Source organism: Pseudomonas sp. COW5 (assembly GCF_026240005.1).
Lineage (GTDB): Bacteria > Pseudomonadota > Gammaproteobacteria > Pseudomonadales > Pseudomonadaceae > Aquipseudomonas > Aquipseudomonas kribbensis.
In genome coordinates this window covers 1,237,755-1,259,711 of the sequence record NZ_JAPHVP010000001.1, presented here as the reverse complement: position 1 = coordinate 1,259,711, position 21,957 = coordinate 1,237,755, and the positions used below count along the sequence as shown (strand labels likewise).

At 61.0% G+C, this 21,957-nt stretch carries 19 protein-coding genes; 10 read left to right on the top strand and 9 right to left on the bottom strand.

The window, feature by feature from the left end; translation table 11 throughout:
* Positions 1–166: 166 nt before the first annotated feature.
* A complete protein-coding gene (locus OQ248_RS05790) occupies positions 167–1,468 on the bottom strand; it encodes an HAAAP family serine/threonine permease (RefSeq protein ID WP_119426743.1) in 1,302 nt (433 codons plus the stop codon).
* A gap of 63 nt (positions 1,469–1,531) precedes the next feature.
* Complete coding sequence (locus OQ248_RS05785) at positions 1,532–2,908, bottom strand: L-serine ammonia-lyase (protein WP_265812281.1); 1,377 nt, start codon at positions 2,906–2,908, stop codon at positions 1,532–1,534.
* Positions 2,909–3,043: 135 nt separating this feature from the next.
* Between OQ248_RS05785 and OQ248_RS05780 the strand changes: the two genes are divergently transcribed.
* Both OQ248_RS05780 and OQ248_RS05775 read left to right on the top strand, forming a co-directional pair.
* The gene (locus OQ248_RS05780; RefSeq protein WP_085711731.1) at positions 3,044–3,991 is read left to right on the top strand and encodes a LysR substrate-binding domain-containing protein; all 948 of its coding nucleotides are present in this window, start codon (positions 3,044–3,046) and stop codon (positions 3,989–3,991) included.
* A 200-nt stretch (positions 3,992–4,191) separates the two neighbouring features.
* Positions 4,192–4,599, top strand: coding sequence for an HPF/RaiA family ribosome-associated protein (locus OQ248_RS05775; protein WP_085711730.1), 408 nt, complete (start codon positions 4,192–4,194; stop codon positions 4,597–4,599).
* Between the two features lie 116 nt (positions 4,600–4,715).
* Here OQ248_RS05775 and fecA read toward each other — a convergent pair whose 3' ends face one another.
* The 3 genes from fecA to OQ248_RS05760 all read right to left on the bottom strand — a co-directional run bounded on the left by fecA (position 4,716) and on the right by OQ248_RS05760 (position 8,556).
* Positions 4,716–7,049: a TonB-dependent Fe(3+) dicitrate receptor FecA gene (gene fecA / locus OQ248_RS05770; protein ID WP_265812280.1), complete on the bottom strand. Its 2,334-nt coding sequence runs from the start codon at positions 7,047–7,049 to the stop codon at positions 4,716–4,718.
* Between the two features lie 92 nt (positions 7,050–7,141).
* Positions 7,142–8,071, bottom strand: a complete 930-nt coding sequence (locus tag OQ248_RS05765) for a DUF4880 domain-containing protein (protein WP_265812279.1) — start codon at positions 8,069–8,071, stop codon at positions 7,142–7,144.
* Positions 8,068–8,556: a sigma-70 family RNA polymerase sigma factor gene (locus tag OQ248_RS05760; protein WP_085730110.1), complete on the bottom strand. Its 489-nt coding sequence runs from the start codon at positions 8,554–8,556 to the stop codon at positions 8,068–8,070. Before OQ248_RS05760 ends, OQ248_RS05765 begins: the two co-directional genes overlap by 4 nt.
* A 175-nt stretch (positions 8,557–8,731) precedes the next feature.
* On the opposite strand from OQ248_RS05760, the gene OQ248_RS05755 reads away from it, so the two are divergent.
* The 6 genes from OQ248_RS05755 to OQ248_RS05730 all read left to right on the top strand — a co-directional run bounded on the left by OQ248_RS05755 (position 8,732) and on the right by OQ248_RS05730 (position 15,035).
* Positions 8,732–9,037 carry a DUF3649 domain-containing protein gene (locus OQ248_RS05755; protein WP_119426748.1) on the top strand — a complete coding sequence of 102 codons (306 nt, stop codon included), beginning with the start codon at positions 8,732–8,734 and terminating at the stop codon, positions 9,035–9,037.
* Positions 9,034–10,623 carry a PepSY-associated TM helix domain-containing protein gene (locus tag OQ248_RS05750; RefSeq protein WP_265812278.1) on the top strand — a complete coding sequence of 530 codons (1,590 nt, stop codon included), beginning with the start codon at positions 9,034–9,036 and terminating at the stop codon, positions 10,621–10,623. The genes OQ248_RS05755 and OQ248_RS05750 overlap by 4 nt, the downstream gene beginning before the upstream one ends.
* Entirely contained in the window at positions 10,624–10,947 is a 324-nt protein-coding gene (locus OQ248_RS05745) for a DUF3325 domain-containing protein (RefSeq protein ID WP_265812277.1), read from the top strand.
* 1 nt (position 10,948) lies between these two features.
* Complete coding sequence (locus OQ248_RS05740) at positions 10,949–11,515, top strand: RNA polymerase sigma factor (protein WP_119426751.1); 567 nt, start codon at positions 10,949–10,951, stop codon at positions 11,513–11,515.
* Complete coding sequence (locus OQ248_RS05735) at positions 11,512–12,501, top strand: FecR family protein (RefSeq protein WP_265812276.1); 990 nt, start codon at positions 11,512–11,514, stop codon at positions 12,499–12,501. Before OQ248_RS05740 ends, OQ248_RS05735 begins: the two co-directional genes overlap by 4 nt.
* A 104-nt stretch (positions 12,502–12,605) precedes the next feature.
* Positions 12,606–15,035 carry a TonB-dependent receptor gene (locus tag OQ248_RS05730; RefSeq protein ID WP_265812275.1) on the top strand — a complete coding sequence of 810 codons (2,430 nt, stop codon included), beginning with the start codon at positions 12,606–12,608 and terminating at the stop codon, positions 15,033–15,035.
* Here OQ248_RS05730 and OQ248_RS05725 read toward each other — a convergent pair whose 3' ends face one another.
* Positions 15,036–15,911, bottom strand: a complete 876-nt coding sequence (locus OQ248_RS05725) for an AraC family transcriptional regulator (RefSeq protein ID WP_265815071.1) — start codon at positions 15,909–15,911, stop codon at positions 15,036–15,038.
* Positions 15,912–16,054: 143 nt separating this feature from the next.
* Between OQ248_RS05725 and OQ248_RS05720 the strand changes: the two genes are divergently transcribed.
* A complete protein-coding gene (locus OQ248_RS05720; RefSeq protein ID WP_265812274.1) occupies positions 16,055–16,957 on the top strand; it encodes a DMT family transporter in 903 nt (300 codons plus the stop codon).
* 20 nt (positions 16,958–16,977) lie between these two features.
* On the opposite strand, the gene OQ248_RS05715 is transcribed toward OQ248_RS05720, so the two are convergent.
* From OQ248_RS05715 to OQ248_RS05705, 3 genes are all read right to left on the bottom strand, one after another.
* Positions 16,978–17,487: a DUF2165 domain-containing protein gene (locus OQ248_RS05715; protein ID WP_265812273.1), complete on the bottom strand. Its 510-nt coding sequence runs from the start codon at positions 17,485–17,487 to the stop codon at positions 16,978–16,980.
* Positions 17,488–17,622: 135 nt separating this feature from the next.
* Positions 17,623–18,597: a D-glycerate dehydrogenase gene (locus OQ248_RS05710; RefSeq protein WP_265812272.1), complete on the bottom strand. Its 975-nt coding sequence runs from the start codon at positions 18,595–18,597 to the stop codon at positions 17,623–17,625.
* Between the two features lie 584 nt (positions 18,598–19,181).
* The gene (locus OQ248_RS05705) at positions 19,182–20,150 is read right to left on the bottom strand and encodes a LysR family transcriptional regulator (protein ID WP_085711718.1); all 969 of its coding nucleotides are present in this window, start codon (positions 20,148–20,150) and stop codon (positions 19,182–19,184) included.
* Between the two features lie 182 nt (positions 20,151–20,332).
* Between OQ248_RS05705 and OQ248_RS05700 the strand changes: the two genes are divergently transcribed.
* Positions 20,333–21,832: an efflux transporter outer membrane subunit gene (locus OQ248_RS05700; protein ID WP_265812271.1), complete on the top strand. Its 1,500-nt coding sequence runs from the start codon at positions 20,333–20,335 to the stop codon at positions 21,830–21,832.
* The last annotated feature ends 125 nt before the right edge of the window (positions 21,833–21,957 follow it).

The window sequence follows — 21,957 nt, the reverse complement described above, 5'->3', positions numbered from 1 at the left end:
TGACCGGCCTTGATCGGGTTGGTTCGCCAAACCTGACCGTCGGCCCTTCCGTGGTCTTGTCTCCTTCAACGATGTAGCAAGGGACATGCCGGGAAAATTGTCGAACAATGAAACCGGCCAAAAAGAAGGCGAGCCCATGGCTCGCCTTTTTCGTTTACGGCCCGTTTCAGGGCAGAACCGAGTAGATGATCGCCGACAGTGCAATCAGGCCGATCAGCACCACGAACACGTTGGACACCTGGCCCGAATACTGGCGCAAGGCTGGCACACGGCGGATCGCGTACATCGGCATCAGGAACAACAGGCAGGCAATCACTGGCCCGCCGAGGGTTTCGATCATGCCGAGGATGCTCGGGTTGAAAGTCGCCACGGCCCAGCAGCTGAGGATCATGAACAGCGCGGTCGCACGATTCAGCCAGCTGGCCGACATCACCCGGCCACGACCGCGCAGGCTTTTGACGATCATGCCCTGGAAGCCTTCGCTGGCGCCGATGTAATGGCCGAGGAAGGATTTGGTGATCGCCACCAGCGCAATCAGCGGCGCGGCGTAGGCGATGACCGGCGTCTGGAAGTGATTGGCCAGGTACGACAGGATCGAAATGTTCTGCGCCTTGGCCGCTGCCAGATCCGCCGGCGACAGTGCCAGCACGCAGCTGAAGCAGAAGAACATCACCGTCACCACCATCATGCCGTGGGCCATGGCGAGGATGCCGCTGCTCTTGCGTTCGGCCTGGTCGCCGTAGCGTTGTTTCTGCTCGACGGCGAAGGCGGAAATGATCGGCGAATGGTTGAACGAGAACACCATCACCGGAATCGCCAGCCACAGGGTCTTGAGGAATACCGACATTTCCATCGGTTCCTGGGCGCTGGCGAAGAATGCGCCGTTCCAGTTCGGAATCAGGCTGATGCCGAGCAGCAGCAACGCGGCGACGAATGGATACACCAGCACGCTCATGGCTTTGACGATGACGCTTTGACCGCAACGCACAATGGCCATCAAACCGAGAATCAACGCCAGTGACAACACCGCGCGCGGTGGCGGGGCGATGTGCAGTTGATGTTCGAGGAAGCTGCTCAGGGTGTTGGTCAGCGCCACGCTGTACACCAGCAGGATCGGGAAGATCGCGAAGAAATACAGCAGCGTGATCAGCTTGCCGGCGCCGATGCCGAAGTGTTCCTCCACCACTTCGGTGATGTCACCGGAGCGGCCCGACAGCACGAAGCGGGTCAGGCCACGGTGCGCGAAGAAGGTCATCGGGAATGCGAGCAACGCCAGGATCAGCAACGGCCAGAAGCCGCCGACCCCGGCGTTGATCGGCAGGAACAGCGTACCGGCACCGATGGCGGTGCCGTACAGGCCGAGCATCCAGGTGGTGTCGAATTTGCTCCAGCCCTTGTGGGCGGTTTCGTTATTGCGTGTGCGGTCTACAGCAGGATTTTCGGCAGCAGGTGTGCGTACATCGGTCATCGTTTTTGCCTCGTTATTATTCTTGCTCGGGCTCACGTGTTACGGGCGGTCAGGGAGCGCTCCTCAGCACTCCACCCAGCTCACGGCCAGGCCGCCCCGTGAAGTCTCTTTGTATTTGTCATGCATGTCGGCGCCGGTATCGCGCATGGTGCGGATCACCCGGTCGAGGGAGATGAAGTGTTTGCCATCGCCGCGCAGAGCCATTTGCGTAGCGTTGATCGCCTTCACCGCAGCGATAGCGTTGCGCTCGATGCAGGGCACCTGCACGAGGCCGCCGACCGGATCGCAGGTCAGGCCGAGGTTGTGTTCCAGGCCGATTTCGGCGGCGTTTTCCAGTTGCTCCGGCGTGGCTCCCAGAACATCGGCGAGGCCCGCAGCGGCCATCGCACAAGCGGAGCCGACTTCGCCCTGGCAGCCGACTTCGGCGCCGGAGATCGAAGCGTTTTTCTTGCACAGGATGCCGACGGCGGCCGCGCCCAGAAAGAATGCGACCACGTCATCGTCCGACGCGTCCGGATTGAATTTCATGTAGTAGTGCAGGACGGCCGGGATGATCCCGGCGGCACCGTTGGTCGGCGCGGTGACCATGCGCCCGCCGGCGGCGTTTTCTTCGTTGACGGCAAGGGCGAACAGGTTGACCCACTCCATCGCCGACAGGGTCGAACTGATGACGTTCGGTTTGCCGATTTCCAGCAGGCTGCGGTGCAATTTCGCCGCACGGCGCGGAACATTCAGACCACCAGGCAGCACGCCTTCGTGACGCAAACCTTGCTCGACACATTCGCGCATCACCGACCAGATATGCAGCAGGCCCTGACGGATCTCGGCGTCGCTGCGCCAGGCCCGTTCGTTGGCCATCATCAGTTCGGAAACCCGCAGGTTGTGCTGCTTGCACAGCGCCAGCAGTTCGACGGCGCTGGAAAAGTCGTAGGGCAACTCGACGTCACTTGCCGGTGCTACGCCGGATTCGGCTTCGGCCGCTTCGATGATGAAACCGCCGCCGACCGAGTAGTACGTTTGCGTGAACAGCTCGGCAGATTCGCCAAAGGCTGTCAGCGACATGGCGTTGGGGTGGTAGGGCAGGCTCTCGTCCAGCAGCAGGAGATCGTGTTGCCAGTTGAAGGCAATGTCTCTCTTCCCGGCGAGGCAGAGTTGGCCGGTTTCCCGCAGTTGCTGGATGCGCGGGTCGATGGTCGACGGATCGATGCTGTCCGGCCATTCACCCATCAGGCCCATGACCGTTGCGCGGTCAGTGGCGTGACCGACGCCGGTGGCCGAGAGCGAGCCATACAAACGAATTTCGACCCGCTTCACATCCAGCAGCAAATGCTGGTCGATCAGGGCCTGGGCGAAGGTCGCGGCGGCGCGCATCGGGCCGACGGTGTGGGAGCTGGACGGACCGATGCCGACTTTGAATAGATCGAAAACACTGATAGCCATGCTAAAGCCTTACAAGCAATGGAGTAGGAATCGCCGCCATTTTTTGTAGGACAAGCGCAATGTCGGCGATACTGCCTACCTCGCTTCAGCGTGACTAACGAAACTTCCTAAGTAAGCCTTTAGCAGGACTAAACCATGAGCCGTCAATTGCATGCCCAGACTTACGTCTGGCTGCAGGTGTTTTCCTGTGCCGCGCGGCACCTGTCATTCACCCGTTGTGCCGAAGAACTGCACATCACGCCGGGGGCGGTCAGCCAACAAATCCGACAACTGGAAGAGCGCCTGGGCTTTCGCCTGTTTCACCGTCGCGCACGGGGTGTGGAGCTGAGTGCGGAAGGGCAGCGACTGGCGATCACGGTCAACGAGGCTTACGGCAGCATCGATGCGGAATTGCGTCGTCTCGATGCGGGGATGATCAGCGGGATTTTGCGGGTACGCTCGATTCCGTCGTTCCTCAGCAAATGGCTGACCCCGCGTCTGCCGCGCCTGCAACAGCGTTACCCGGACATCCAGCTGCGGCTGGTGGCCGAAGACAGCAGCGTGCCGTTACATGAAGGGGATTTCGACCTGGCCATCGACTTGAACGACGGCAGTTATCCGGGCCTGTTATCCACAGCCTTGCTCGACGAGCAGATTTTCCCGGTGTGCGCGCCGGGCCTGCTGCGAGGGCGGCCACCGCTGCATGGGCCGGCGGATCTGGTGCATTTCCCGTTGCTGCACGACATCACCGCGTGGCGCGGCAGTTATGAGTATGCGGAGTGGGAGTTCTATCTCAACGCTGTCGGTTTCGAGGGTGCCGACGTACGGCGCGGGCACACGTTCAACCGCAACCACCTGACCATCGAAGCGGCGATTGCCGGCATGGGCGTGGCGATTGCCCGGCGTACGCTGCTCAACGACGAACTGGAGCGGGGGACATTGATCGTACCGTTCGGAATTTCGGTGCCCAATCACAAACGCTATGTATTGCTCTATGCGCCGGGGGCGCTGAGCCATCCGGGCGTGCGCGCGGTGCATGACTGGCTGGTGGAAGAGGCGGAGATTTTTCGTGGTCTGCACCCGTTGGGTGATGGCCAATTGTGAGCAGATTTTTCAGGGTGACAGGGCGACCCAACTCCCGACCTTACCAGCGCTTCACTCGGTTGTCCGGCTTTTTTTGCGTATGAATATTTATCTTTTTTCAGGGGTTGAAATGTTCGTCACACGGGCCGATTGTTGTAATCAAGAGGTCACGAAATCCTGTTCAAGGCCTCTTGCGAGCTAGCTGAAATAAGGGATGAACTATGCAAATCCAAGTCAACAGCGACAACCATATTCAAAGCAGCAAACGACTGGAGGAGTGGGTACGAACCACAATTGAGAGCACGCTCGACCGTTATGAGGAAGACCTGACCCGTGTCGAAGTCCATCTGAGCGACGAGAACGGTGACAAACCGGGTCCCCATGATTTGCGCTGCCAGCTGGAGGCGCGGCCAAAAGGCCATCAACCGATTTCCGTCACCCACAAAGCCGATTCGCTGGAACAGGCGATCGATGGTGCAGCCGAAAAACTGGAGCACGCGCTGGAGCACCTGTTTGGCAAACTGCGGGGCAAACCGCGAGCCGCTGTGGTGCCGTTCGAAAGAAAGGCGAATGACCGGTTGCTGGAGGAAGAATTTCTGGAAAACGAACAGGCAGCGATCAACAGTTGATGCGCTGATTTTATAAGTCACCCAATGAGAACGGGCCTGCAATTGCAGGCCCGTTTTTGTTTGTGGCGGGTTTGAAACCCCTCTCCTTTGGGGAGAGGGCAAGGTGCATGTTGTTATCAGAAGGCAACGGAGGTCTGCACATACACCGTGCGCGGCTCACCCACGTATTTGCCCTTGTTGTTGTCATCGAACGAGCGGGTGAAGTACTGGGTGTTGAAGATGTTCTTCACCCCCACTGCCACGTTCAGGTCCGACAGCTGCGGGCCGAAGTCATACCCGGCGCGGCTGCTGAACAGCATGTAGCCCGGGATCTTGCCGGTGCTGCCATCGGCGCTTTCCTTCGAAGTGTTGGCATTGTCGGCGAACTGGTCGCTCTGGAAGCTGCTGTCCAGGTTGAGCTTCCACGGCCCTTCGGTGTAACCGACGCCGATCGTGCCTTTGTGCTTCGACGAGAACGGCACACGGTTGCCCTTGTTCGGCCCGTCTTCGCGGATGGTCGCGTCGACATAGGCGTAAGTGGCGTAGACATCGAAGCCGGCCAGCGCCGGGCTCAAGTCATCGAGGGCGTAGTTGACGCTGGTCTCGATGCCCTGATGGCGGGTTTCACCACGGGCGATCACCGAATCATTGGTCTGGTTGCTTTCGTACTGGTTGTCGAAGTTGATCAGGAACGCGCCGATTTCCGCGCGCAGCGCACCGTTGTCGTAGCGGGTGCCGAGTTCCCAGGTGCGGGCCTTCTCCGGTTTCACTTCGCCGCTGCTCACGCGGTTGGGCATCTGGCTGTATTGCACGCTGCCGAACGAACCTTCGGTGTTGGCGTACAGATTCCAGTTGTCGGTCAGGTGATACAGCACGTTCAACGCCGGCAGTGCGGTGTTGTAGTCGCCCTTGTATTTGACGTTGGTCAGGTTGTTGGTCTGCTGCGACTCGATCATCTCGTAGCGCACGCCCGGCGTGATCGTCCACTTGCCGATGTCGATCCGGTCATCGACGAAGAACGCATTGGCTTCAGTGCCGCCACGGGTGTCGCGGTCGTTGCGGCTGTTGGTGGTCGGGTATTCGTTGCTGCTGATCGGTGTGCGATAGCGCAATTCGTGGCCGGCTTCATTGATGTAGCGATAGCCGACGCCGACTTCATGGCTGGTCGGGCCGAGGTCGAAACCTTGGGCGAAACGGGTTTCCAGACCGCGAACCCAGTATTCGCGCGGCGACAGCGACAGGAACGTGCCCTGATCCAGATAACCGCTGCGCAGGGTCTTGGTGAAGAAGGTGTTGGCGGTGAATTCGCGGCGATCTTCCTGATAGCGGTAACCGAAATTGAACATCGTGCGACGACCCCAGAACTGGTCTTTCGGCCGAGTCGACTGGTACGGATCGGCATCGTAGTCGGCGACATTCAGACCGCCGGGCATGTCGGCCTTGCCTTCGTAATACTGGGCCATGGCGTTGAAGCTGTTGGCTTCGTCGAGCTGGTATTTGCCCTTGAGGATCAGGTCGTCGATTTCCGTGTCGCTGTGTTCGCGCCAGTCGCCACCTCGGGTGCCGGAGTACAGCAGCGCACCGCCCAGTCCGTTCTCGTTGGTGCCGCCGGCCAGCAGGTTGGCGCTGGTCTTGAAGCCGTCATGGCTGGACGATGGGCTGGTTTCGGTCTGGAAGCCGCCCTTGACGGTCGGCGCGTCCGGAATCGCCCGGGTCACGAAGTTGACCACGCCGCCGACGTTCTGCGGGCCGTAACGCACGGCGCCGCCACCACGCACCACGTCCACGGCATCCATGTTGCCCATGCTGATCGGCGCGAAGGACAACTGCGGCTGACCGTAAGGTGCGAACGGCACCGGGATGCCGTCCATCAAAACGGTCGAACGTGCAGCCAGGCGCGGGTTGAGGCCCCGAATGCCGAAGTTCAGCGCCATGTCGTGGCTGCCGGTGCCGTTGTTTTCCGGGGCATTGACCCCGGGAATTCGGTTGAGCACGTCGCGGGCCTGAGTTGCGCCCTGACGTTCGAATTCTTCTCGGCGGATTACGTCACGGGCACCGGGATGTTCGAAGACGTTGACCTGCGCGGCTTCACCCAGCCAGTCGCCGACCACTTTCGAGGTGTCCAGCTCCAGCGCCGTATCGCTCGACGGTTGCAGGCTGAAGGCGTTGCCACCTTCGGCGCGGGCTTGCAGGCCGGTGCCTTCGAGCAGTGCGTTCAGACCTTGTTCCGCTGTGTAGTTGCCTTCCAGTCCACGGCTCTGCACGCCGCTGGTGACTTGCGAGCCGAACGAGATCAGCACACCGGCTTCACGGCCGAACTGGTTGAGGGCGTTTTCCAGCGACGACGGGGCGATGTGGTAAGCCTTGGTCTCGGCAGCCTGCGCAAGGGGCAGCGCGCTGAAGCTCAGACTGGCGCCGAGGACAATATTGCGCAGGGTTCGGGCCAGCGGCGTGAGGCGAGTGGGGTGCATGGAGGACGTTCCTGAGAAGGTTGAATCAAGGGGGGCTTTCCTTCTCTGTCACGCCAGATCTGAAAAACGGCTCATTTATTTTTTGCGGTTGATCAAACCTTGGCTTCGACCGTCACCCAGTAGCGGGTAAAGCGCTTCACTTTTACCGGCAGGCTGATTTCCAGCAGATCGAGAATCCGCTCGCTGTCGTCCAGTGGATAAGTCCCGGAGATCAGCAGGTCAGCCACTTTCGTATCGCAATGCAGTTGCCCGCGACGATAGCGGCCGAGTTCGTCGAGGAAGTCACCCAGGCGCATGTGCGCGGCCACCAGCATGCCGTCGGCCCAGGCGCCGCTGTTGGCGTCCAGCGGTTTGGCTTCGCCGACAGAGGTGGCGCTGAAACTCAATTGCCGGGCGACCGGCAGCAACATCGGTGCGCGACCCTGTGTGCTCAACTCGACCCGACCTTCAAACAGTGCGATCTGCGTGCGGTCGGCAAACTGCCGCACATTGATCCGTGCCCCTTGGGTTTTCAGCAGGCCTTGGGCGGTTTGCACTTCGAAGGATTGAGTGGCGGTCAGCAGCATTTCGCCTTCGAGCAGGCGGATCAGACCGTCGCCCCGGACATCCGCCGCACTCGCGGTGTTGAGCTGCAACTGTCCGCCGGCGCCGAGCGAAATCTTGCGCCGTTGACCGACCGGGCTGCGGTAATCGGCCAGCAGCGATGGCAACGGATTGTGCTCGCGCATCCCCCAGGTGACCGCCGAACCTGCGCCGAGAATCAGCAACAGCTTCAGCGCCTGACGCCGGCTGCCGGACTTCTGCGCGTTCAACGCGGCATGAGCCAGTGGCGACGACAAACCCCGCAACCGCGAATTGACCCGCTGCATGTGTTCCCAGGCGCGGCGGTGTTCGCTGTGGGCGTCGATCCACTGTTGCCAGGCTTGTTGCTGGCGCGGGTCCAGCGGGCCCTGCTGCATTTCCAGCAACCAATGCACGGCCTGCTCGGCGACCTGCGATGAAAAATCCATCGGCGGGTTCACAGGGCGAAGTAGCAGCGCATCGCTGCCTTGTTCAGATGACGTTTGACCGTGGCCACGGAGATGCCCAGCTCAGCGGCGATCTGTGGATAGGTCAGGCCATCCACCTGCGCCAGCAGAAAGGCACGTTTGACTGCGCGCGGCAGACCGTCGAGCAACTGGTCCAGCTCCATCAGGGTTTGCAGGATGATCGCTTTCTCTTCTTCCGAAGGCGCGACCACTTCCGGCATCTGCGCCAGGGTGTCGAGGTAGGCGCGTTCCAGATCCTGGCGGCGGTAATGGTTGAATAACACACGCTTGGCCAGGGTGGTGAGGAATGCGCGCGGCTCGATGATCACCGGCGGCTCGCGGGCGGTCAGCACCCGGATAAAGGTGTCCTGGGCCAGATCGGCGGCGCTGTCCGGGCAGCCGAGTTTGCGCCGCAGCCAGCCGGTGAGCCAGCTGTGATGGGCCTGGTACAGCGATTCGACGGGATGGGCGGACGACAACGGCATCACTCCGGGCGCATGCGGATGCGTTAGAGAACAAGAATGGTTCGCATTGTAGGGGTGTGAATGCGTGCCGGCAATCAGACTCTTTTGCGTATGAGAATATTTATCATTAATATCGATTGTCTGTCGTCTCGGCTCGTTGGCCGGGCGTTAACCGTTTCAGGGCCGAAACATGAAAGCCAAACTCGCCGCACTCCCCATGTCCTATCGTCTGGCCGTCACGTCGCGGGTGCTCGCGGCGGTGTTTGGCGGCTATCTGGTCGCGGCGCTGGCCAGTGTCACGCTGACCCTGTGGCTACCGCTGAACCGCGCCGAAGCGGTCATCACCGGCATGACCGTCTCGTTCCTGGTCTATCTGGTGGCCGTGCTCTGGTGTTTCGCCTGTCGCAGTGCATGGTCGGCGTGGGTCGGCTTGCTGGTGCCCAGCGTGATTCTGGCGACGATCTCCGGCGCCGCGCGGGGGCTGGGTTACGCATGAAAGAGGGTTTCCGCCAGGCGATGGCCTGGCTGCACACCTGGACCGGGCTGGTCTTCGGCTGGCTGTTGTTCGCGATTTTCCTGACCGGGACCCTGGCGTATTTCAAAGACGAGACCAGCCACTGGATGCAACCGGAAATACCGTCACGCCCGTTGAATGCCGAGGCGAGCCTGACCCTGGCCCAACACTATCTGCAACAACATGCACCCGACGCGTCACGCTGGGTCATTGGTCTGCCCGATGCTCGTGACCCCGGCCTGAACGTGCGCTGGCAGCAATCGCCAGCTCAACCCGGCGAGCGCGGCAAATTCATCCGCAAGACGCTCGATGCGCAAACCGGCGCCGAAGTGCAGCCTCGGGAAAGCATGGGCGGCGAGTTCTTCTATCGTTTCCACTTTCAGCTGCAAATGCCTTACCCGTGGGGCCGCTGGCTCGCCACCGCCGCTGCGATGGTGATGTTCATCGCGCTCATCACCGGGATCATCACCCACAAGAAAATCTTCAAAGACTTCTTCACCTTCCGCCCGCGCAAGGGCCAGCGTTCATGGCTCGATGGGCACAACGCGGTGGGGGTTCTGGTGCTGCCGTTTCACCTGATGATCACCTACAGCAGTCTGGTGATCTTCATGTCGATGGTGATGCCGGCCAGCATTCTGGCGACTTACGGCAACAACTTCAGCGCGTTTTTCGAGGAAGTGTTTCCCGAAACACCCACTCCTGAACGCTCCGGTCAGCCGGCAATTCTCCCGTCTCTGACGCCGCTGCTGGTGCGAGCCGATGAGCATTGGCCCGGAGGCCATATCGCGTACGTGACCGTGAACAATCCAGGTGATGCCAATGCATCGGCCGTGTTGTCCCGGGCCAGTGGCGATCAGGTCGTGTACGAGTACGGCAACGACATGACTTTCAACGCCGTCACCGGGCAACTGCTCGGCAGCACGCCGGAGAAAGCGTTGCCGATGGCGATTGCCGGTAGCTTCTACGGTTTACACATGGGCAAGTTCGCCACACCTGTGCTGCGCTGGCTGTATTTCTTCTGCGGGCTGGCCGGTACAGCGATGATCGGCACCGGGCTGGTGATCTGGCTCGGCAAGCGTCAGCTCAAACACGCGAAGAGCGGCGTGATGCCCTTCGAGCTGCGGCTGGTGGAAATCTTGAACATTGCCGGTATGGTCGGGCTGGTGGCGGCAGTGGCGGCGTTCTTCTGGGCCAATCGACTGTTGCCGGTCGGTCTCGCCGGCCGGGCAGGCTGGGAGGTAAACGCGTTTTTTATTGTCTGGGGTTTAAGTGTGGTGCATGCGTTGTTGCGTCCGGGACACCAGGCCTGGATCGAGCAGCTGTCGCTGGCAGCGCTGCTGTTTGGAACGTTGCCAGTGCTCAATGCGCTGAGCACCTCGCAGCACCTCGGCGTGACGTTGATCCGGCACGACTGGGCCATGGCCGGTTTTGACCTGACGTGCCTGGTCACCGGCCTGTTCCTTCTGTGGGCCGCATGGAAAATGCAACGCGGCAGGCAGGTTGTTGCTGTAAAAAAAACACGCCGTGAATCCCCCCGACCCATCTCCCTCGAACAAGGGACAAATTGAATGTTGTTGGCGCTTTTGCTTTGTTATTCCGGTTTCACAGCGCTGTGCCTGGCGATGCCCCGGCACCATGACGAACTGCTCGGTGGCAAACCTTCAACAGGGCGTCGTCGCGGACTGAGCCTTGGTGGATGGCTTCTGCTCGGGCTGTCGTTATGGGCTGCGGTTGCCGGCAATGGCTGGAGCTTCGGTCTGGTCGACTGGTTCGCTGTGTTGATGCTCAGCGCATTGGCACTGGTTCTGTTGTTGCCTTATCGCCCGCGCCTGGCATTGACCATGGCCGCGCTGAGCCTGCTCGCCAGCCCGGTCGCATGGGCCTTGAACTGACATGCTGATCAGCCATCCGCCCGAGTCCCGCGACGACGAACCCCACGGCGCTCGTGCACATTTTCTGCAGGTGTTTCTGTCCCAGCGCTCGCAAATGGAAGCTTTGGTGAACCGCCGTGTCGGCTGTCGGGCGACCGCGGCAGACCTAGTGCAGGATCTGTTCCTGCGTTTCTGGCGCCGGCCGTTGGTGCAGGTCGAAGAACTCAGCACCTATCTGTTGCGTTGCGCCGGCAACATCGCCATCGATCATTTGCGCAGCGAAGGCACGCGGGTTCGGGTCAACGAAGGCTGGCAGCCGGATGAACCGGACAGCAGCGCCAGCGAACCGCAAGCCGCGCTCGAGGCGGGCAACGATCTGCGCCATGTCGAAGCGGCTTTGCGCGCGTTGCCTGAGCGCACGCGGCAGATTTTTTTGCTCAATCGCATCCACGGGCGCAAGTACGCCGAGATCGCCAAAGCCATGGGCCTGTCCCAAAGCGCCGTGGAAAAACATATGATGCGCGCCCTCGAGGCCTGCAAGGCCAGCCTGCGCGAACCCGCGCCACGCCTGCCAGGGAAAGCACCGTGAATCACACCGACCGCGTCACGCCGACGCCTGCTCAGGAACAGGCGGCTTTTGCCTGGTTGAGCCTGTTGCACGACCGCCCCAGCACCGGCGATCAACTGACCTTCAGCCAATGGCTGCATGCCGATCCCGCCCACGCCGAGGCTTACGCCCAGGCGCAAGTCATCTGGGAATTGAGCGAAGGACCGGCCCGCACACTGGCCGATGAAGAGGCGTTCGCCTTGCAGGGCTATCTGAATGCGATGGACCGGCCGCGCCGTCCACAGGTTCGACGTTGGGCCGGAGCGCTGGCAATGGCGGCCTGCCTGTTGTTGATGATCAGCCTCGGCACCGGTTGGCAGCCGCAGCGCTGGATTGAAGATCTGGGCGCTGATTATGTTTCGGCGCCGGGTGAGATCCGCACGGTGACCCTCGCCGATCAATCGCAAGTGACATTGGACGCCGACAGCGCCATCGCCGTGGATTTCAGTCACGGCGAGCGGCATGTTCAACTGCGTCGGGGCGCCGGATTTTTCAGCGTGACCCACACCGGCGAGCCGTTCGTGGTCGAGGCCGAGAAGGGCCAGGCGCGGGTGCTCGGCACGCAGTTCGAAGTGCGCCTGCAACCTCATGGTGCCCAGGTCACCGTGTTGTCCGGACGCGTCGGTGTAACGGCGGCAAGAGACGCCGAACAACAGATTCTCACCGCCGGCCAGCAAGTGGCGTATGGCGAAGGTTCAGCGCAAAAACTGCACGCCGTGGACAGCGAGGCGCAACTGGCCTGGCGTCAGGGCTGGTTGACTTACTACAAATCGACACTGGCCGATGTGGTGCAGGATCTGCGGCGGTATTACCCGGGGCGGATCGTGTTGCTGAATGACGAACTGGGCGCGCGCAAGGTCAGCGGGAGTTTCCCGAGCAAGGATCCGCAAGCGGTGTTGAATTCACTGCAAGGGGTTCTGGGATTCGAGCAGCATCAGGTGTTGGGCAAGCTGATTATCCTGCGCTGAAAATATTTTCAAAATTGTGGTGAGGTAAATCCCGACGCCATCCGTGTAGTGACTGAAACTGCGAGTCATTCGCATCCGTTGCGGTTCTACACAGGTCATGAGCAATGAAGTCCAGGGCAAAATCGGGTTCGGTCAAACAGTGGTTCGGCGCCTCGGCGCTGAGTTTTGCGGCGTTGGCGTTACTGCCGATGAGCGTGGCGCAGGCCGCTGAAAGCAACAGCAGTCAGCCACAGAAACAGTTCAGTTTTTCCCTGGCTGCCAAACCGCTGCCGCAGGCCTTGAGCGATTTCAGTCGCGTGACCGGCCAGAGCGTGGTCTACACCGTCGAAGCGCCGTACGGCCTCAATGCACCGGCGGTCAACGGGCAGATGAGCGCCGAACAGGCACTGCAACGATTGCTCAACGGTTCCGGCCTGACCTTCCGCCGCACCGACAGCCATACCCTGGCCCTCGAACCGCAACCGACCGCAGGCGCGTTGAACCTCGGCGCGACGAACATCACCTCGGTCATCGATCAACCGATGAGCTACCAGCCACCGGAAACCAGTTCGGTGATGCGCTCCTCGGCCTCGCTCCAGGAAATCCCGCAGACCGTCAACGTGATCCCGGCCCAGGTCATTCGCGACCAGGCACCGCGCAATCTCGATGATGCACTGGCCAACGTCAGCGGCATCACCCAGGGCAACACTTTGGGCAGCACCCAGGATTCGGTGATGACCCGTGGCTTCGGCGACAACCGCAACGGCTCGATCATGCGCGACGGCATGCCGGTGGTGCAGGGCCGAGGGATGAACGCCACCGTGGATCGCGTCGAAGTGCTCAAGGGCCCGGCCTCGCTGCTGTACGGGATTCAGGACCCGGGTGGCGTGGTCAACATGGTCAGCAAGAAGCCTGAACTGACCCAGTACAACGCCTTGACCCTGCGCGGCTCGACCTACGGCGACGGCAAGAACGGCAGCGGCGGTTCCTTCGACAGCACCGGTGCACTGGGCGATTCCGGTCTGGCTTATCGCATGGTGCTGGACCATGAAGATGAAGACTACTGGCGCAACTTCGGTACCCACCGTGAAAGCCTGATCGCGCCGTCGCTGGCCTGGTACGGCGAGCGCACCAAGCTGTTGTTCGCGTATGAGCATCGGGAATTCCTGACGCCGTTCGACCGTGGCACGCTGATCGACCCACGCACCAATCACCCGCTGGACATCTCGCGCAACGAACGTCTCGACGAGAAGTTCAACGACATGGAAGGTCGCTCGGATCTCTACCACTTTGAGGCGGACCACGAACTCAACGACGACTGGAAAGCCCACTTCGGCTACAGCTGGAACCGCGAAACCTACGACGCCAGCCAGGTCCGCGTGACGGCGATCGACACCAAGAAAGGCACCCTGACCCGCAGCATGGACGGCACCCAGGGCGCGATCAGCACCGACCGTTTCACCACCGCCAGCCTCGAAGGCAAGGTCAACGTGCTGGGCATGCAACATGACCTGGTGTTCGGCGTCGACGACGAGTACCGCAAGATCTACCGCGCGGACCTGATCCGCCAGAAAAGCCTGAGCACCTTCAGTTACGTCAATCCGGTGTACGGTCGTGAAGTCGCCGGCTCCACCGTCAGCCCGGCGGACAGCGCGCAGACCGATCTGCTGCGCAGCGATTCGGTGTTCCTGCAGGACTCGATCCACCTCAACGATCAGTGGATTCTGGTGGCTGGTGGGCGTTTCCAGGAGTACGACCAGTACGCCGGCAAAGGCGTGCCGTTCAAGGCCAACACCGACAGCAACGGGCAGAAGTGGGTGCCGCGCGCAGGCCTGGTGTATCGCTACACCGACGAACTGTCGTTCTATGGCAGCTACACCGAGTCGTTCAAACCGAACTCGACCATCGCCCCGTTGAGCGGCAGCAGCACCGTGCTCGACGGCAGCATCGCGCCGGAAGAAGCCAAGTCCTGGGAGCTGGGTGCGCGCCTCGATATTCCGGGACGCATCACCGGCAACATCGCCCTGTTCGACATCAAGAAACGCAACGTGCTGGTGGCCAACGCCGAAGGCCCGACCACGATTTACAGCGCTGCCGGTGAAGTGCGTTCCCGTGGTCTGGAAGTGGACCTGACCGGCCAGCTCAGCGACCGCTGGAGCATGATCGGCAGCTACGCCTACACCGATGCCGAGGTCACGGAAGATCCGGACTACAAAGGCAACAAGCTGCAGAACGTGGCAAAAAATACCGGCTCGCTGTCGGCGGTCTACGACTTCGGCAGCGTGATCGGCGGCGATCAACTTCGGGTCGGCGCGGGCGCGCGGTATGTCGGTGAGCGGGCGGGTAACGCAGTGAATGATTTCGAGCTGCCGAGCTACACCGTGGCCGATGCGTTCGCCACCTACGACACCAAAGTGGAAGGGCAGAAGGTCAAGTTCCAGCTCAACGTGAAGAACCTGTTCGACCGCACTTACTACACTTCGGCGGCCAGCCGGTTCTTCGTGTCGATGGGCGATTCGCGGCAGATTTCGTTGTCCAGCACGCTGGAGTTCTGATCAGCGCAAAAACGCCTGGCGATACTCGCCGGGCGTTCCACCCAGCACCTGGCGGAAGCGGTTGGTGAAGTGGCTGGCACTGGCAAATCCGCACGCCAGCGCAATCTCCCCCAACGGCAACGCCGTCCCGCGCAACAACTCCCGTGCCCGGCTCAGGCGCCGCGCCAGCACATACTGATGCGGCGGCAAGCCGAAGCTCACCCGGAACATCCGCGCAAAGTGGTATTCCGACAACGCACACAACCCCGCCAGTTGCCCGAGGCTGATCGGTTCGGCCAGTTGGCTGTCGATGAACTCCACCAGTTGCCGGCGCTGGTGCGGCGCCAAACCACCCTTGAGACGCAAACCCTCACGTACGCCGACCTGGCTGAGCAAGGTATGGCTGATCAATTCGTGGGCCAGGCTGCTGGTCAGCAAGCGCTCGCCGGGTTCGTCCCAATTGAGGGTGAGTAGCTGGCGAAACCGCTGGGCCTGTTGCGGATCTTCGAGAAAAGTCTGCTCGCGCAACTGCATTTCCCGGGGCTCGCGATCCAGCAGCGTGACGCACCCCAGGGCAAATTGTTCGGCGCTGAAATACAGATGCGCCAGACGGATATCACCGTTGATCACCCAGCCCGACTCATGATCGGCGGGCAGGATGCACAGTTTGTCCGGCCCGCCTTTCTGTCCGGGTTGATCGCGACGGAATGTACCGGTGCCGCCGGCGATGTAGCAGGACAGGGTGTGATGGCTCGGCGCTTCATAGTCCTGCGCATCGTGGTGGTTGGTCCACAAAGCGGCAGACAAGCCGTCACCCAGCTCGGCGCTGTGCACAAGACGTGCGTTCGGCGAGCTATTTAACGCTTGAAAGACTTGCAGGGTGTCGATGGCGGCCATAGTCAGTCGGTTCTCTTCAACGCCTTGCATCCTACTCCGTAGATTTCGCGCTGCCAGCCTGCGCGCCGATAAAAGCGCAAGTTTATGCAAGCGCTGGAAGATGGCAGGGACGGACACTGAAGCCCAATCAAGGAGTGTCTGCCATGAACCTGTCGTTGTATTTGTTGACCGTACTGATCTGGGGCACCACCTGGATCGCCCTCAAGTGGCAACTGGGCGTGGTGGCGATTCCGGTGTCGATCGTCTATCGCTTCGGCCTCGCCGCGCTGGTGTTGTTCGCGCTATTGCTGCTCAGCCGCCGTCTGCAACCGATGAACCGGCGCGGGCATCTGATCTGTGTGGCGCAGGGTTTGTGCCTGTTCTGCGTCAACTTCATGTGTTTCCTGACCGCCAGCCAATGGATCCCCAGCGGTCTGGTGGCCGTGGTGTTTTCCACCGCGACCTTGTGGAACGCCCTGAATGCGCGAGTGTTCTTCGGCCAACGTATTGCGCGCAATGTGCTGATGGGCGGGGCGCTGGGGCTGTTTGGCCTGGGCCTGTTGTTCTGGCCGGAACTGGCCGGGCATCACGCCAGCCCGCAAACCCTGCTGGGTCTCGGTCTGGCGCTTTGCGGCACCCTGTGTTTCTCGGCGGGCAACATGTTGTCGAGCCTGCAACAGAAGGCCGGCCTCAAGCCGCTGACCACCAATGCCTGGGGCATGGCCTACGGCGCGGCGATGCTGTCGGTGTGGTGCCTGGTCAAAGGCATTCCGTTCGAAATGGAATGGACGTCGCGCTACATTGGCGCGCTGCTGTATCTGGTGATCCCGGGTTCGGTAATCGGTTTCACCGCGTATCTGACGTTGGTCGGTCGCATGGGGCCGGAACGAGCGGCCTATTGCACAGTGCTGTTCCCGGTGGTGGCGTTGAACGTTTCGGCGTTTGCCGAAGGCTACCAGTGGACGGCGCCGGCGTTGGCCGGGTTGGTGCTGGTCATGCTGGGCAACGTGCTGGTGTTTCGCAAACCCCGCGCACCGATACTGCCGACTCAAGGCAAACTGGCCTGATGCACATGAGCGCTGAATGTTCAGCGCTCAACTTTTATAACGAGATAAATCAATAACGGAAATATGAAATCGACTATATGCCGGGCCCAGTCCTTGGCATTCCATGTTTGCGAAGTGTCCATGTCGAACCATTCAACGCCGATGGTTTGCAGGCAGACGTAATAAACGAACATGGCGATCATCAAACCAATGATCGAGAGTTTCTTGGCTTCGTGGAAAGCTTCCGCCGATTCGTTGATTTTTCGATAAAGGTGATAAGTGCCCAGCAGGCAACAAACGGTGTAAATCACTTCGAGGGTAATGATCAGCCAGTAAATTCGGTGGTGCAGCATGGGTGAGGTGATTGCCCGATATCGTATGTTTTCGTTGACCTGTGTGGTGTCCATGCTGAGGATGTGTCCGACATATTCATAGTTTGACGGGTAGTCGGTGAAGTTGCTGTACATCACGAGGATCCCGAAGAAGCTGATGTAAGCCATGAGTATGACTTTGCTGTAGCGGACAAGTTGGTCGGTGGTCAGGCTATTCAAGGTGGGTGCTCTCCATAAGTTTTAATTTCTGGAGAGTCTATAGCGGCGGTGCCTGTTTTGTTGTTCGGCTCAGTTGCAAGTTATGTGTGCCGTATAAGTAATCGGGCAAGTGCTAAATAGCACTTGCCCGATTTTTTATCCGCGCCAGACTTGCGGATTGACCAGGTCCTGCGGCCGCTCGCCAAGCAGGGCGCTGCGCAGATTGGACAGCGCCCGATTGGCCATGGCCTCACGGGTTTCATTCGTGGCCGAACCGATGTGCGGCAAGGTCACAGCGTTTTTCAGCTGGAACAGCGGTGATTCGGCCAGCGGTTCTTTCTCGTAGACGTCAAGGCCGGCGCCGCGAATGCGGTTGTTTTGCAGGGCTTCGATCAGTGCTGGTTCATCGACTACCGGGCCACGAGAGATGTTCACCAGAATTGCCTCGGGCTTCATCAGTGCCAGTTCGCGATGGCTGATCAGGTGGCGGGTCTTGTCGCTGAGTGGGACCACCAGGCAGACGAAATCGGCTTCGGCCAGCAGTTGGTCAAGGCTGCGAAATTGCGCGCCGAGTTCCTGTTCCAGTCCGGTCTTGCGGCTGTTGCCGCTGTAGAGGATCGGCATGTTGAAGCCGAAGCGTCCGCGACGGGCGACGGCGGCGCCGATGTTGCCCATGCCGACGATGCCCAGGGTCTTGCCGTGTACGTCGCAACCGAACAGCGGCGCGCCGACGCTGGCCTGCCATTGACCGGCCTTGGTCCAGGCGTCCAGTTCGGCGACGCGGCGGGCACTGCTCATGATCAGGGCGAAGGCCAGGTCCGCGGTGCTTTCGGTCAGGACGTCCGGGGTGTTGGTGAGCATGATCCCGCGCTCGTTGAAGTAGGCGAGGTCGTAGTTGTCGTAGCCGACCGAGACGCTGGAGACCACTTCAAGTTTCGCGGCGTTTTCCAGTTGAGCCTTGCCGAGTTTGCGACCGACGCCGATCAGGCCGTGGGCGTGGGGCAGGGCTTCGTTGAACTGGGCGTTGATGTCGCCGTTTTTCGGGTTGGGGACGATGACGTCGAAGTCCTGTTGCAGGCGTTCGATCATGGGTGGGGTGATGCGGCTGAAGGCCAAAACTGTTTTTTTCATCGCTATGGGCTCGGCTTCGGGGCTTTATTGCCAAGCAAGCTAACATTTCTGTTTTGGGTTGTCTTGGCGGCCTCTGGGCCGACCAGGCTTTTGGGGTTTTGGGTGAATATCCGTTTTTGCGGGTGTTGCGGCTGGCGGTTTCGCCCTGACGGCGAGTCACTTTGGCAAACGCCCCAAAGTAACCAAAGGTCTTGGCCCCGGCGTTCGGCACCTCGCTTTGGCTCGGTGTTCCTTCGTTCCGGGACTCATCCGGGGGCACCGCCTCCGGTTTGCTTCGCTGCACCTCCTCTCGGTGTGTTCGACTTCGTCGAACGGCGCTGCGCGCCCACCCCCGGATGAATCCCTCCACTCAGCCTGCCGAAGGGGCCGGCACGTCAAGAGCGGTACTCGAGCTAACGCTCATTGTGTTGAGTGGTGGAAAGCCAAAGCAGAAGCGGAATGTGTGCTTTTTTTTCTTGAGATCGACTCGGTCGTTCACGTCGGCGCACCTCTCCCAAACAACTCGGTCAGTCCCCTCTCCTCGGGGAGAGGGTTAGGGTGAGGGGTGGCGCTCTCAACATCACACCAATTTCAGGAGGACCAACTCAATTTGCAACCCGAACCCCCGCCAGACTCCCACTCATCTCATAAGCCGCCAATTCCGCCTGATGCCCCGCCAGAATCTCCGGCAACGACCCGCGCAGATACTCGACCCAAGTCTTGATCTTCGCATCCAGATACTGCCGCGACGGATAGATCGCATACAGGTTCAGTTCCTGCGAGCGGTAGTTCGGCATTACCCGAACCAGCGAGCCATTGCGCAAACCTTCGATCGCGGCGTACACCGGCAACACGCCGACACCCATCCCGCTGGTGATCGCGGTTTTCATCGCGTCGGCGGAGTTCACCAGGAAGGGCGAGCTGTTGATGGTGACCATTTCCTGGCCTTCCGGGCCGTCGAAGGCCCATTTTTCCAGGGGGATCACCGGGCTCACCAGACGCAGGCAGGCGTGGTTCAGCAGGTCGCTGGGTTTTTGCGCGCAGCCATTGGCTTTCACGTAGGCCGGGGAGGCGCAGACGATGCTGTAGGTGATGCCCAGGCGTTGCGAGACGAAGCCCGAGTCCGGCAGTTCGCGGGCGAGGACGATGGACACGTCGTAGCCTTCGTCCAGCAGGTCCGGCACGCGGTTGGCCATGGTCAGGTCGAAGGTCACGTCCGGGTGGGTCTTGCGGTAGCGGGCGATGGCGTCGATCACGAAGTGCTGGCCGATGCCGGTCATGGTGTGCACTTTCAACTGACCGGCCGGGCGCGCGTGGGCTTCGCTGGCTTCGGCTTCGGCCTCTTCGACGTAGGCGAGGATCTGCTCGCAGCGCAGCAAGTAGCGCTTGCCGGCCTCGGTGAGCGCGATGCGCCGGGTCGTGCGGTTCAGCAGACGGGTTTGCAGGTGAGCCTCAAGGTTGGAGACCGCGCGCGAGACGTTGGCGGTGGTGGTGTCGAGTTGCACGGCGGCGGCGGTGAAGCTGCCCGCTTCGGCTACACAACTGAAGGCGCGCATGTTTTGCAAAGTGTCCATGGGGTGCTCTCAAGGGAGATGGCAAATTGTGACACGAAGTTTCAGGGGCTGAGACCCCCGACCAAGGGATTATCTCGTTAACCGTAACAAAGATTCGCAGAAAACCCAGCTTATCGCCGTTCAGGGCGCCCCCTAGAATTGCGCCCACCTCGAAACATCCCCCACCTCAGGAATTCGCAGCAGTGCCGCGTCGCATCAACAGAGCGCTTTTGCCGCTCAGTGTTCTGGCTATTTCGTTAGGTCTCAGCGGCTGCATCGGAACTGGAGGGATTGCCCCGCAGGGCAAGGCTCTGGAGGCCAATGAACTGGCCACCGACGAGGCCATCGCCCACGCCGCCCGTGACGCAAACTGGCCCACCGCCCAATGGTGGCAAGCCTACGGCGACCCGCAACTCAATCGCTGGATCGATTTGGCCGTGCAAGGCAGCCCGACCATGGCCATGGCCGCCGCGCGAGTGCGTCAGGCCCGGTCCATGGCCGGTGTCGCCGAAGCCGCCGAGTCGTTGCAGATCAATGGCGAGTCGACCCTCAAGCGCCACAACTGGCCTACCGATCAGTTCTACGGCCCCGGTGAGCTGGCCAATACCACGACCTGGGACAACAACGCCGCGCTGGGTTTCAGTTACGCCCTCGACCTCTGGGGCCGTGAAAGCAACAGCACCGAACGTGCGGTAGACCTTGCGCACATGAGCGCTGCCGAGGCGCGTCAGGCGCAGCTCGAGTTGCAGAACAACATCGTGCGCGCCTACATCGAACTGTCGCTGCATTACGCCCAGCGCGACATCGTCGCAGCGACGCTCAAGCAGCAACAGCAGATTCTCGAACTGGCGCAGAAGCGCCTGAACGGCGGGATCGGCACGCACTTCGAAGTCAGTCAGGCCGAAACCCCGTTGCCGGAAACCCATCGGCAACTGGATGCACTGGACGAAGAAATCGCCCTGAGCTGCAACCAGATCGCGGCATTGGCCGGCAAAGGGCCGGGTGCTGGTGCGCAGGTGCAGCGTCCGACCCTGTCGCTTGGTGCCGCGTTGAAGTTGCCATCGGCATTGCCTGCCGAGCTGCTTGGCCAGCGTCCGGACGTGGTCGCCAGTCGCTGGCAAGTGGCGGCGCAGGCGCGCGGGATCGATGTCGCGCATGCCGGGTTCTATCCCAACGTCGATCTGGTCGGCAGCCTCGGCTACATGGCCACCGGCGGCGGAGCACTGGAGTTTTTGACCGGCAAGAAGCTCAACTACAACGTCGGGCCGGCGATCTCGCTGCCGATCTTCGACGGCGGGCGACTGCGCGCCGAACTCGGTGAAGCGTCGGCGGGTTATGACATCGCCGTCGCGCATTACAACCAGACTCTGGTCAATGCGCTGAAGAACATCTCCGACCAGTTGATCCGCCGCGAGTCGATGGACAAGCAGCAGACCTTCGCCGCCGAGTCCGTGGCCACGGCGCAGAAAACTTACGACATCGCGATGATCGCCTACCAGCGCGGACTTACCGATTACCTCAACGTGCTCAACGCCCAGACCCTGCTGTTCAAACAGCAACAGGTTCAGCAGCAGGTACAGGCGGCGCGCTTGAGTGCCCATGCGGAACTGGTGACGGCATTGGGTGGTGGTCTTGGTGCGGGTAAAGACGTGCCGACTGCCGAACAGACCGCCGCACCGAAAACCCCGGTTCTCCTTCGTTGAACACACAACCCCTGTGGGAGCGGGCTTGCTCGCGAAGAGGGAGTGTCAGGCAGCCTATTTGTTGTCTGACACAGCGCATTCGCGAGCAAGCCCGCTCCCACAGTTTCTCCGGTTCGACTGACTTT

Excerpts from the sequence above, each read along its gene's own strand:
- OQ248_RS05790 (WP_119426743.1), bottom strand. The coding sequence starts at position 1,468 with ATGACCGATGTACGCACACCTGCTGCCGAAAATCCTGCTGTAGACCGC.
- OQ248_RS05785 (WP_265812281.1), bottom strand. The coding sequence starts at position 2,908 with ATGGCTATCAGTGTTTTCGATCTATTCAAAGTCGGCATCGGTCCGTCC.
- OQ248_RS05780 (WP_085711731.1), top strand. The coding sequence starts at position 3,044 with ATGAGCCGTCAATTGCATGCCCAGACTTACGTCTGGCTGCAGGTGTTT.
- OQ248_RS05775 (WP_085711730.1), top strand. The coding sequence starts at position 4,192 with ATGCAAATCCAAGTCAACAGCGACAACCATATTCAAAGCAGCAAACGA.
- fecA (WP_265812280.1), bottom strand. The coding sequence starts at position 7,049 with ATGCACCCCACTCGCCTCACGCCGCTGGCCCGAACCCTGCGCAATATT.
- OQ248_RS05755 (WP_119426748.1), top strand. The coding sequence starts at position 8,732 with ATGAAAGCCAAACTCGCCGCACTCCCCATGTCCTATCGTCTGGCCGTC.
- OQ248_RS05750 (WP_265812278.1), top strand. The coding sequence starts at position 9,034 with ATGAAAGAGGGTTTCCGCCAGGCGATGGCCTGGCTGCACACCTGGACC.
- OQ248_RS05745 (WP_265812277.1), top strand. The coding sequence starts at position 10,624 with ATGTTGTTGGCGCTTTTGCTTTGTTATTCCGGTTTCACAGCGCTGTGC.
- OQ248_RS05740 (WP_119426751.1), top strand. The coding sequence starts at position 10,949 with ATGCTGATCAGCCATCCGCCCGAGTCCCGCGACGACGAACCCCACGGC.
- OQ248_RS05730 (WP_265812275.1), top strand. The coding sequence starts at position 12,606 with ATGAAGTCCAGGGCAAAATCGGGTTCGGTCAAACAGTGGTTCGGCGCC.
- OQ248_RS05725 (WP_265815071.1), bottom strand. The coding sequence starts at position 15,911 with ATGGCCGCCATCGACACCCTGCAAGTCTTTCAAGCGTTAAATAGCTCG.
- OQ248_RS05720 (WP_265812274.1), top strand. The coding sequence starts at position 16,055 with ATGAACCTGTCGTTGTATTTGTTGACCGTACTGATCTGGGGCACCACC.
- OQ248_RS05710 (WP_265812272.1), bottom strand. The coding sequence starts at position 18,597 with ATGAAAAAAACAGTTTTGGCCTTCAGCCGCATCACCCCACCCATGATC.
- OQ248_RS05705 (WP_085711718.1), bottom strand. The coding sequence starts at position 20,150 with ATGGACACTTTGCAAAACATGCGCGCCTTCAGTTGTGTAGCCGAAGCG.